5 protein-coding genes are annotated in these 12,733 nt (G+C 43.8%); 1 reads left to right on the top strand and 4 read right to left on the bottom strand.

The genetic code is table 11. From position 1 onward, the window contains the following. Positions 1–10 precede the first annotated feature (10 nt). The 4 genes from N7E81_RS14925 to N7E81_RS14910 form a co-directional block, all read right to left on the bottom strand. On the bottom strand, positions 11–265 hold the full coding sequence (locus N7E81_RS14925; RefSeq protein ID WP_263050397.1) for a hypothetical protein: 255 nt from the start codon (positions 263–265) through the stop codon (positions 11–13). Between the two features lie 180 nt (positions 266–445). Beyond that, the gene (locus N7E81_RS14920; RefSeq protein ID WP_263050396.1) at positions 446–6,310 is read right to left on the bottom strand and encodes a cadherin domain-containing protein; all 5,865 of its coding nucleotides are present in this window, start codon (positions 6,308–6,310) and stop codon (positions 446–448) included. A 454-nt stretch (positions 6,311–6,764) separates the two neighbouring features. Beyond that, on the bottom strand, positions 6,765–7,511 hold the full coding sequence (locus N7E81_RS14915; protein WP_263050395.1) for a LytR/AlgR family response regulator transcription factor: 747 nt from the start codon (positions 7,509–7,511) through the stop codon (positions 6,765–6,767). Next, positions 7,511–9,472 carry a histidine kinase dimerization/phosphoacceptor domain -containing protein gene (locus N7E81_RS14910; RefSeq protein WP_263050394.1) on the bottom strand — a complete coding sequence of 654 codons (1,962 nt, stop codon included), beginning with the start codon at positions 9,470–9,472 and terminating at the stop codon, positions 7,511–7,513. Before N7E81_RS14910 ends, N7E81_RS14915 begins: the two co-directional genes overlap by 1 nt. A gap of 259 nt (positions 9,473–9,731) precedes the next feature. On the opposite strand from N7E81_RS14910, the gene N7E81_RS14905 reads away from it, so the two are divergent. Further along, positions 9,732–12,659 carry a response regulator gene (locus tag N7E81_RS14905; protein ID WP_263050393.1) on the top strand — a complete coding sequence of 976 codons (2,928 nt, stop codon included), beginning with the start codon at positions 9,732–9,734 and terminating at the stop codon, positions 12,657–12,659. Positions 12,660–12,733 lie beyond the last annotated feature (74 nt).

The raw sequence follows: 12,733 nt of genomic DNA, 5'->3' as shown, positions 1-12,733 counted from the left end.
AGGTTCTGTTTTATAGTGTTGTACATGGTTGGCTAGCTTTGTTTATTTTACACGCCTCGTCGTATTCTGTCGCTACTTTTTGTGTGTACATCCGATCCTCCTGTAGTTTTTTCATTTGGATGAAAATAGCTGCACAAGCACTGCCAATAATGAATAGTAGCATCGACAAGCGCATGGCGTAGACCCAATCGATGTATAGTAGTTGTATCCATTCAGAGAATGAAGCCAGTAGTAGTAATGTCGAAATAGACAAGGCTTTTTTCATGGTTTTACCTTTAGGTTTTAAAATCTGTACAAAGCAAGGTGGAAAAGGGGTCTCAGAGCTGGTACTCATGTTGCAATGCCGGTACGCTCGTTGCAATTGCGGCTTATTCTCGATTTTTATGGACGCTTTATGTATCAAGCGAGCACGGGTTGGCCGTCCGTGCTCGCTGTAGACATATCTTTAATTCTTGATCACTTTGTAGTGCGCGGTTTTGCTCTCGCTTGTCAGCACCACCGTGTAGAGACCACTTCTCAATGATTTCAATTCGATGGTATTTTGTATAGGAGTGACGCGCTGATGAAGCACTACTTTTCCTTGCAAATCCACTACACTCACCAGCATGTCGCTCTTCACCTCCATGGTGAGTTCGTTGACGACCGGGTTGGGGTATAACTTGATGATTGCTAGTGATTTACCGTCATTAACTGAAAGGACAGGCGCAGCATCCACTTCATTGACCGTGATGGTGATCACCTCACTAGCGGTGAGGGTACCATCACTCACGGTGACTGTTGCGTCGTGTGTACCGTCCTGTTCTTCAGTTGGCGTCCAGCTATAAACGCCTGTTGTTGTGTGGATCGTCATGCCTTTGGCTGCAGCCGCAGCATCCAGACTATAGCTTAGCGTATTGGCTGGCAAATCTTCATCGGTGGCTTTTGCCGTAAAGGTGATGGTTGTCAGTTCATCGCCAGATTGTGCGCCAATGGCCGATAGGACAGGGGCTTCATTGACATCCAAAACTTGGATGGTCAAAGTCTCTACTGATGTTGGGTGGCCAGGCCCTTTGTCTGTGAGCTCAACGGTGAGTTCGTACGACTGGGTAGACTCATAATCGAATGGTGTATCCCCAACAAAGGTTAGGTTTCCTGACACTTCATCCAACTCAAAATGTCCCGCGTCATTACCCGAGGTAATCTTATAGCTCTTGATGCCATGCACATCGTCCGAAGAAAGCGTACCTATCAGCGTGCCTGCGGACTCGTTTTCGTCGATGGTCATGGAGGTCACAGCCAAGGTAGGCGCGGCATTGATCACTAAATAAACTGTGGGCTCAGTGATTTCCTCCAGTTCTCCGTCTGACACCACTATATAAAGATCAATCATTGATTCTATAAAAAAGGGGATTTTACTCACATCCTTGATGGTAACCATGCCTGTGGATTCATCAATCGCAAACAGCTCGTCATCTAATGTGTAGGTCAGATCATCACCCTCTGGGTCAAACGCTGATACTTGCATTACTTCGTCCCCATTTTTGGCAGTATTAGACAGATAGATGTCTTCCGTCCGAGTAACAAAATCAGGTCTCTCGTTCACATCTGTGATATTGATGGTGATGGGCAGACCTAACGCCTTGTACCCGATTCCGACTTCGTATATGTTGATGTAGATCTGATGGCTGCTTTGTGTTTCGAAATCAAGCACGTCCGCATCGCCCACTTTGATCGTACCATCCTCACCTATATAAAAAGGAATGCCTTCTAATCCATTGTCTAAATAATCGCGATCATCATGGCTATATTGTAAATCAGCTGTGGCATCATAAACGACCTGACCAACTTCGTCATCATCGCCAGCATCTTCTGCTATCTCAAATAGGGTGGTCATTGGTGTGCCTTGTACATTTACTTTAAAATCACTGTACCCGGTAAAACCTGGTTCTCCACTATCCGTCACACCCACTTCAAACGTGTGTTCGGTTTCACCTGCACTCAGCAGTGCTGCAGCATCCGCAACGGTCACTTCTCCGGTAGCTTCGTCTATAGCAAAAATACCTGCCGAATTGCCATCGCTGATCGAATAGGTGTGTGTCTGCCCGGCATCCGGATCATCAAACCTTACAAATCCAACAGAAGTACCAACTGCACTATTTAAGTTCAAAATAGCAGTACCCTCGTACACCTGAGGGTACTCATTCAGATCATTAAGGTTGATGGTGATCCTACCCACGACGCTCAAGTTCAAGTCTGTGTCTTCCTGGATCTTGATATCGAGGACAAACTGATTTTGAAATTCATAATCGAGGTAAAAATCAGGATCATTTAATTCATGACCATCCAATTCATGACCATCCTCGTTGATGATCAATTTTCCATCTTCGATCATGAATAAGTTGTAATCATTTCCATCTACAATGGAATAGAAAAATTCATCTCCATCAGGCGAACTACCCAGTAGGACATATTCAAAACCAGAAGGTATATAATACACTCCTTCGTCGACTGATACCGAAACATCATCTAGCACTGGCGGCTGATCATCTAAGACGTCTATCTCAAAAAGCACTTCATCCGAAAGCTCTCCTGGTCCCTGATCGACCAGCTTCACTCTCATCACAAAATAACTTTGGTCTGAAGCCTGGAAGGCTTCGGGGTTTGCTACATACAGCTCTCCGGTCAGTTCGTTGATCGCGAAAAACGCCCCATCGTCGCCATTGCTACCATCCTCTTCGCCACTCAATAGTTCGAATCGCTGGTCATTCCCCTCGTCATCCTCGTATTCGAAATCCCAAAGTACATCCGCTGAGGTGGCATATCTCGATATCGCCAAATCCTGACTATTGGTAATGGATGGGGCAGTATTCTCGCCATCGTTGAGTATCAATGTGAAAGTACCTGCCTGGCTGCTATTCCATACCTGGATGAGGTAATCTGTATTGGATTCAACTTCAAACGTTACATTGTTAATCAATAATGGTATACCTTCTTCTGTATCAAAATCATAGTCATAGCCAGCCGCGCATTCAATTGCCTCTCCGCCACAGGATTCATACATCGCGTAGAACAAATACCCAGCCGTCTCAAACGTAGCAGTCAATTCAACCTCTGTATTGTAACCCGAGTTGAAACTATACCAAACATCGTTGACATTGGCGAATTTGTCGCATTCTACCACGCCTAGATAAGTCGTAGCTCCTTCGTTGGTTCCTTGCGTGGGAGTGCCTGCTTCTTGCTCATATACAGTAAGGGCCATGGCATCCGAGCAGGTATCATTCGTGGGAGGTGTAGGAGCTTCTTCGCAAGTAATCTCCAGGGAAAATTCACCCACTGCGTCTATATCTTCATACATGTCGTAATACCCATCTACCAGAATGAGGTATTCAGTATTTAGTTGTGAAATGAAAGTCAACTCAGACGAGTAATTGGGACATGACGGGCCATCTTCATTGCCAGCCACACACACCAGTCCGGTGGTGCAAGCTCCTGAATACACGCTAAGACTAGTATCAAACGAGTCATCGCTACAGGTAGACAAAGTGATTTTGTCGCCTGTACCTACAAAGCGATACCATACGCCATTGCCTATGTCCGAATTGGTTCCGCATGCGGGAGCCAAGGCATGATCTGCTGTAGCAAACTCTGTGCTGCCAGTGATCGTATCTCCGCAGCTCACGCTAATGGCACCAGTGCATTGATCGTTGGCAGGCGGAGTGGTAGGCAGTACTTCAAAAAGAAACGATCCTGTTAAATCCGTTGGTGAAACTGCTATATAATAATCCACGTCCAGTTCGGTGTTTAAGGTGAGTTTCGTAGTGATCTCTTGAATTTCACCTTCCGGTGATTCTCCTACCTCCTCAGTGTCAGATTCAATATCGATCCAATCTCCCCCACAGCTTCCATCTAAAATGGATAGATTATGAAACGAAAACTCAATACTCGTAGCCCTAAACTGCACCTCTTCACCTGTACCTACAAAATGATACCACATAGCTTCAGCGTCCTCTTCTTCGAGCAATCCAATAGAAGTCCCATTCACCTCACTGCCGATCGTTACCGTTTCGGCTACGTCGCACGAAGTATTAGTAGGAATCGTAGATAGAGAAAAAGTGAATGAATCTGACTCTCCAAAGAATTCAGAAACATGAATCAGGTAAGGTTCTCCGGCTACTGTTTCGAAGCTAAAGGAAGGCTCCATTAAATTACTGCCTATACATACCAATTCATCATTGCACGTACCAGCCATGACACTGAATAAAGATTCGCCCTCCTTATAGTCAATATTTAAAGTCAAAGCCTCTCCTGTGCCTTGAAAGCTATACCATACGCCTGGCCACATTTCCGAAGGCTCTAGTTCTTCCTCTTCCTCCTCCTCAAAGAAAGGCTCTAATGAGCAATCGCTGATTTGAGCTTCGGGGAGAGCATTGACTAAAGTTCCTGTCACTTCCTGATCGAGACTAATGGCTATGGCATCTGCACATAGATCATTGGCTGGAATTTCGCCTATAACCACGATCTGCTCCTGCCATTCATAAGATCCGTGACTGTCCTCAAATTGCCATCGTATCTCGTGAAAACCTGGCTCGGTAATGGGAAATGTACTGTTAGTAGTGGCGGTAATCACACCATCGCAGTCATCAGTAGCGGTAGGCGGTGTAGGGGTGACTGAGGTCAGGTCTACCAATGCTGGTAAGTTTTCTACGTCTGGCACGGGTGGTGCGTTGGTGACTGAGATCGCCTGCTCAAGTGTAGAAGTGTTGCCAGCTGCGTCTTCGAAAGTCCAGGTCAGCGTGAAACTTGTCGCATAGTTAATAGGGAACGAGCGATTGGCAACTCCTACGATCGTACCGTCGCAATTGTCGGTAGCAGTAGGGGCTGTGGGCAGCTCGGCAATGCTACAGTTGGCCGTAATTGGCGGCAGCGAAGACAAGACAGGCACAGGGGCTGTCACATCTTCGATTACAATTTTTTGATTTTGGGTGGATGTATTCCCATTATCATCTGTGTATGTCCAAACAATGGTAGTTTCTCCTGGTGTAGTGATCGGGAAGATCAATGCTTGTGTCCCTGTGATCTGTCCACGGCAATTATCTGTAGCGGTTGGAGCTGAGGGTTCGGCTACGCTACATTCCGCCGTAATGTCTGGAAGGGTAGCTTGGTCGGCCTCTGGTGCCTCATTATCATCAATGATGATCTTCTGATTTTGAGTCTTTATATTACCATCCGCATCTTCATAAGTCCATACAATCGTAGTTTCGCCCTGTGTCGTGATGGGAAAAATCAACTCATTAGTCCCGGTGATCACGTTGGCACACTGGTCTGTAGCCGTGGGGGCGGTAGGCTCGGCTACGCTGCAAGCATCTGTGAGATCGGCCAAAGAAGTAGAACTAACGATAGGCCTCAAGTACCCAGAACCATAAGATTCCCTAGAATACCGACTAACATCGTTGTCTGAATAGGCTTGCACGCCAATGTAATAGAAAGCATCTGCACACAAACCGAGCACATCATACGATCTGTCTGTGCCTACGTCTATATGATCGTAGAGAGGGGAAGAAAAATCACTGTCATCATCAATGACCACATAGTACCCATCTACAGTGCCTCCCTCCGCGGGCTCCTCCCAGGAGAGCCTGAATGAATAAGGAGACAAGTAGCTTCTTGTGATATTGACATGAGTGGTAGCGAGCGAATTGACATATTCTGTATTATTGGAGCTACCGTCATATCCATTGGCCGTCTGGTCGGTAATGGTGCCGTCATTGAAATCATAATAAGCGACTAGGTTATCTTCAGTTCCGTCGGGGGTGGAGGTCATTCCTTGTATAACTTCCAGTGTGGTGCGTTCATCGCTCCAGACAGCCAACTCATCAATTATACCCGAATAATCTTCGCCCAATGTGAGGAACGAAGCCCCAGTCCTCACCGAAGAACCTCCTGGTCCACTCCAGAGTCTGAAACCATTCTCAAAAAAATAAGTATGTGTAGATGAAAAAACCACAGCAATGTAGACCCACTCATTCAGCTTATGTTCCACATTAGTATCATACGATTCGTCATTGAAAACAACCCATTCTCCATTTTTGAAGACAATAGCCCGGTCAAAGCCACCATTGTCATTATCAACGATCTTAGGTACCAATCCTCCTACACCTGTCGTTTTGGCCCAAAACGAAATTGTAACCGTTTCATAGAGATTGAGATTTAAATCAGCAATAGTTTCTTCGTTGTTCAATACAAGCGCTTGATCTTGTGCATGTACAGCCAGTTGTAACAAAGCAAACAACAGCGTAAGCACCGCAGATTTAGCTAGGTATAAATTTTTCATAAGTTTATTTTTAAAATTCAACAAGAATGTATTCGTAGTGTACTTGGTCATCTATACTACAAATGACGCCACGAAAGGCTATTCACTGTCAGTACTCATGTTGCAATGCCGGTACTCTCGTTGCAATTCGTAGTTTTATGAATCAACACGCACCTCCTTTCTACTCAATAAGAGTCGAAATGATGATGCGTGTCTGCCAATCTGAAATAAAACTATGGTGTCGCTGAATGCCATTCAACAAATAGGGATGAACACCTCATCTATGTATGCGGAGTGCTCTTTTTTAAGGATTTGCTACTTTGGGGAAGTTGAAATCTTAAGCGTAGTTCGGTGGCTTGATCTCTATGCTTTTGTACAAAAGGGGGCGCTTATCAGCATGAGATGCTGATAATGCCTATTAAGATTTGTTCATACTTCTAGGAATTGACAGGCTCGGCTGAGCGTCAGCTACTGATCAACTCAATTTTTTGATAAGCGAGAGGAGCTCCTCTCTATAGTTTTTGCCTAGAGGGATTTGGTGCTCGCCTAGATAAACATGCTGATTGTTTATCCCTTCGATTCTATCAATATTGACCAAATAGGATCGGTGGGTGCGATAAAATTTATGCGTTGGCAACTGATCCTGAAAGTCCTTGAGCGGCATCCTTACCAAGTGCTTGGTATTATCCACCGTTTGGATGGAGGCATAGTTGCCGTCAGGGGAAATCCATAGCATATCATCAAACTTTACCTTGATATATAGGTGTCCATTTTTGATGAAAATCGAATCTTTGATCACTAAATCTTCGGATGCAGCAATGGGAGTTTTATCTGTTTTCGGCTGGTCATTGGCGAAATTGGCCAGAGCCACCTGAATCGCTGAGTATAAGTCTTTTTGGGTGAATGGCTTCACCAAATATCCGCTGGGGTGGAGTGGGGTGGCTTTGTCTATAGTAGACTTGTCTGCGTGAGAGGTACAAAAGATAAAGGGCATGTCATGATGATCTTTGATGTATTGTGCAAAGTCTAACCCTTCTTGCTTTACGCCAAGCGTGATGTCGACCATCGCAATGTCTGGCGCAAGCTCATCGAGGAGCTGCTTGGCCTCGTCTAGTTCGCCAGTCACGCCGATCACGTCATAGCCTAGCGATTGGAGCATATCACTCATATCTTCTGCGATGATCATTTCATCTTCTACTATGAGAATTTTTATCTCAGACATTAGGCGGACAGTTTAATTTCGTGAAAAGTAATGATAAATATCGAATCAGTCGTGGATTTGTAGGCTAGCTTTCCTTTGAGCTGTTTGGTCAATATATTGACCAGTTTTAAGCCCAGTGTTTTAGTGGCTTCCAGATTAAAATCTGATGGCAAGCCCTGTCCATTGTCTGAAATGGCCAATTGAATTTTTCCATCTGCCAGACGCTCCATATCTACTTTGATCTTGCCATGGCTCACATTTTTGAAAGCATATTTAAATGAGTTGGAAATCAATTCATTTAAAATCAAACCCAACGGAATGGCTGTGTCGATATCTAATTTGATGTCGTTGGCTCTTACTTCAGTGGTGATGTCGTCCTTGTTGCCGGTATATAGTGTGGAGAGCTGGTCTATCAACTGACTGGTGTACTCTTGAAAATCTATCTCGCTGAGGTTGTCCGTCTGATATAGTTTTTGATGGATCAATGACATGGCCCTTACGCGGCTTTGCCCTTGCTGAAAAGCATCCAGTATTTCTTCGTTTTCGGTGGTACGCGACTGCATGTTGAGCAAACTGGAGATCACCTGCAAATTGTTTTTGACACGATGGTGAATTTCCTTGAGTAAGGATTCTTTTTCCTGTAGAGATTTTTCTATGAGGCTGTTTTTCTCTTCAATCTCCTGATTTTTTCTGGTTTTGATTCGTTCACTGCGATAGACTAGTGTAATGATGACTAATAAAGCGATCACGCCTGCAATCAATGCATTTCTATACATCGACTGCGTGGCCAACTGCTCTTCTTGGCGTTCTATCTGCATTTCTTTTTGTTCGGTATTGTATTTGGTCTTTAGTTCTCCGATTTTATTGGCATTTTTTTCATTGAATATACTATCCTTATAGGCTATCATTTGCTGATAGTTGGTAAGTGCCATTTCGAAATTTCCTCGGCCTTTTTCAAATTGATAGACATAATTGAAGTATTCCATCTTGTTGTCATGACTTCCTTTCATGGCGATGGCTCGCGCCGAATCATAATAGCTCTTGGTGATGGGGTAGTTGCGCAATGACGCATAGCAACTAGCGATACCCAGATAGCTCGACAAGAGTAGGTTTTCATTTCCATTTATTTTCTTCAACTCAATAGCCTCCAAGAAATATGGAATAGCTTGTTCATGCTTTTTTAGTGCTATAAAATCTTCTCCTACGTTATTGAGGTTGAAAGATAGCGCTCTGATGTTGCCCTTTTTCCTATTCTCCTCGGCAAGGGACAAATCCATTTCCATCACCTTGTCATATTGACCTTGATAATAATAGACGTTGGCCAGTTCGTTCAAAGTATTCTCAACCGGGAGGTCTAGTTGTCTTTTAATCGCTAATGATTGATTAAGACTCACTATCGCTTGATCATAATCTTTGGTCTTTCTGTAGATATGTCCCATTTGATTGAGACAATTGCTTTCCAAATTCAATTCGTTCATGCCCTGGATCGCCTCTAGTGCCGATTGAAATTTTTCCAATGATTCTGCAAATAAGTTTAGACTTGCCAATCGGAGACCCTGATCTGATATGGCTAGGGAAAGGAGGCGATTGTCCTTATTTTTTCTTGCGAGTTTCTCTGCCTTTGTCAAGAATATAAGTGCGCTATCATATTTTTCGAATTGAGTATAGTTGTGCCCTTTCGTCTTATAGAAATAGAACTGATACCTAAAATCAGCTTTGTCTAAATGCTGCTCTAGTTTTGGGAGGATCTTTAAGGCATCCACTGGACTTGCATTATTCAGCGTGTTGGCCAATGTCGCGAGCTTCTCATACTCACTAAAATTTTCAATTGGGAGTTCGAAGATTTTTCGTACCGAATCTTCTGATAATTGAGCCTGGCATGGATAAGGCACTAAAATGTATCCTAACCCAATGAAGAGAATGGCTCTACAGATATAGGTTTGTAATAGAATGATGACGAAATTTGATGGTTTGGATGACATGGGTTTTAATCGAAAAAGTAATACATGCCGATGGCTCAAGGAATACGCAGATAACTTTCATGATAAGCAACCGTGAGATAAAAGTAATACAATACTAATTGAGTACATGCAAAAAAAGGGAACTGAAGCCGAGCAAAGGAAGTCTCCTACACTAAATCCAGAGCCAGTACATGCGGTACTCATGTTGCAATGCCTGTACGCTCGTTGCAATTGCGGTTATCAGCCAGTTTTTATTGGAGCTTTTACCTATTTTTAAATCATGTCTATTATTAGGGTGCCTGTCGCCACCATATCATCCATGCTATTTGCATTGTGCTTGGTTTTTATTGCCAATCAATTATTTGGACAAGCATCAAATCCAGAGGATTCACTCACGCCTGTTCAGCTAAAAAGTGCGGAAGATTATATTTTCATTGATTCTCATGCGGAGCTCCTGAAGGGGATGGAGCAGGTGCCAATGGATTGGTCAGCCGTACATCAGTTGCCCGACTCGCTTTTTCAACAAAATGTGGATTTTGAGAGGGGGAGGGGCGTGCAATGGCTCAGACTAGGATTGAACAATGACACAAAAAAATCGATCGCCTACATGCTGTGGCTGTATCACAACATTGACTATGTAAGTATGTACTTGGTCAATGATCGCAGCGAATTGGTGACTGCGGCTAGGAGTGGAGCTATGGTAAGACTGGCCGATAGACCGCTCCAGGGATACAACCAAAATGATGTACAAATTCCGCTCACGATAGCACCTGGCAAGTATGTGCTATATCTAAGTATTCAGAATACGCGCAAGCTTACCCAAGATCATCTCAAAATCAACCGTTTGATATTGATGGGTCGATCCAAATTTGAAACCCAGTTTAGCACCTCCATGTTTGCCGATGGTATGTTTTATGGTGCGGGTGTGTTGTTGTTGTTGCTGAGTTTGGTCTTATACCTCATCAATGGTGAGCGATTATTTATTGAGACCTTTTTTATGCTACTGCTGACGATATTATTTCCTTTCACGTTCAGCGGGTATTTGGTCAGATATGCATTGTTTGACCACCCCAGCTGGGCACTCTATTTAGAATATTTCTTTGGCGTATTTTATATCATCACATTTCTATTGGTTTCGACCTCTTATTTGAATACCCGTCAAACCGCACCTACTTTGAGGAAATTCCTGTACGGCATTGCATTGACCCTTGGGCTCATATTTGTCCCAGCCCTTTTTAATATTTATATCTACAAAACCTTGATCGTACTCAATGGAATGGGTGTTTTTATAGCCATTTCATGTCTCTATTTTTCCCTGAAATCAAAGCATAGACTGGCTTATTATTACAGCATGACCTTGCTGTTTGGTGTATTGGCGCTGGTTTGGTTTATCCTCAATCAACTGGGGATTATTTCAAATGAGGTATACATAGCTTATGATTATTCTCGTGTCCTGATACCCGGGGTTAGCTTTTTCTTATTGCTTGGGTTGTTCGATCATTTCTATATCAATAAGCAGCAGCAGTTGGAAGGGGCGTTGGAAGCTGAGCAAGCCATTCGGAAAATTGAAACAGAGAAAAACAACCTGGTGCGTGAGCAAAATGTACTGCTAGAGAAAAAGGTATTGGAGCGCACGGCGGAGATCTTGGAGAAAAACGAGCAACTGGAAGCGCTAGACAAGATGAAGTCTCGATTTTTTGCAAATATCTCACATGAATTCCGGACGCCTTTGACCTTGATCATCGGCCCTGCCAAGACGCAACTCAGCAGAGTCAACAATGACCAGCAAGCCCAAAAGCATCTAGAGACCATCCTGTCCAATGCCAATCAGCTATTGGATCTGATCAATCAACTGTTGGATTTGGCCAAATCAGAACACGGACAGTTGGAACTACACCTCTCTCAGGTGGAAATAGAGCCGTGGATCTACCAGCAAGTGCGTCCATTTTTGGCACTGGCTGAGACCAAAAACATTCAAATCATCCTGCAAGGGGTAGAAGCATCAGTAATTACCATGGATCTTCAAAAAATGAGCCGTGTGATAGACAATATCCTTTTTAATGCGCTCAAATTCAGTCCAAACGATAGTGAATTGATCATTAATGTGAGTGAAGGAGACGAATATCATCGGATTGAAATTATTGACCAAGGCGCGGGTATTCCTAATGACGAAAAGAAGAATGTATTCAAACGATTTTATCAACTCAATCAAAAGGATACCAATGTAGGCTCTGGTATTGGCTTGGCACTGGCCAAGGAATACGTTGAGTTGCATGGAGGAAAGGTGTATGTAGAAAACAATACGCCAATTGGTAGCAAATTTATTGTTGAAATCCCGCAGGTGCTGCAAAGTAATGGCAAGCTAGTCACCTTGAATCCGACCGATAGCGGGGCAACTAACGCCCCTTGGTCAGGAGAGGAGGGTAGCGCCCAAAATGAGACAATAGCACCAGTTTCTGACAAACAGTCGTCTCTACTGATCGTAGAGGACAATGCGGGTGTGCGTGATTTTATCAAATCTTTTTTTGAAGCTGACTATCAGGTTTTTGAAGCCACAGACGGTCAGGAGGGGGTAGATATGGCGAAAAGGATTATCCCAGATCTCATCATCTCAGATGTGATGATGCCTAGGATTGATGGGGTGTTCATGACCCGAAAACTAAAGGAAGATATGCTCACCTCTCATATTCCTATTATATTATTAACCGCCAAAGCGAGCCTCGAACATAAAGTAGAAGGACTGGGGACAGGTGCAGACGACTACCTGACCAAGCCTTTTGAAGGGGATGAACTGGTCGCCAGAGTGGAATCACTGATTTCGAATAGAATCAAACTCAGGGAAATTTACGGAAAGGAACTCTCTGGTACTAACAATCGAGAGCAGCTTCCGTTGATTGAGCAGCGGTTTATCGAGCTAGCTGAGCAGCATATCTTGGAAAACCTACAGCAGGGAGATTATGATGTACAGCAACTGAGTGAAGCGATGAAAATTGAACGCTCCACGCTTTACAGGAAATTGAAAGCCATCACGGGCATGACCCCCACATTATTCATCAGAACGATCCGTCTCACCAAGGCCATGGAGCTACTCAAAAACGAACAAATGTCGATTAGTGAAATCGCCTTTGCGGTTGGTTTTAGCAGTAGTGAGTACTTTTCTAAAATATTCAAAAAGCAATATGGCCAGGTGCCTAGTGAGGTGAAATAACCTGCTTCGGCCTGATGGTATATTAGATTTTTCTCTTCAGACAACAAAAGAGATCACATCATGTGATCTCTTTT

Source organism: Reichenbachiella carrageenanivorans (assembly GCF_025639805.1).
GTDB classification, from domain to species: Bacteria; Bacteroidota; Bacteroidia; order Cytophagales; family Cyclobacteriaceae; genus Reichenbachiella; species Reichenbachiella carrageenanivorans.
The sequence above is the reverse complement of the archived record's forward strand: the minus strand, read 5'-3'. Positions and strand labels throughout refer to the sequence as shown.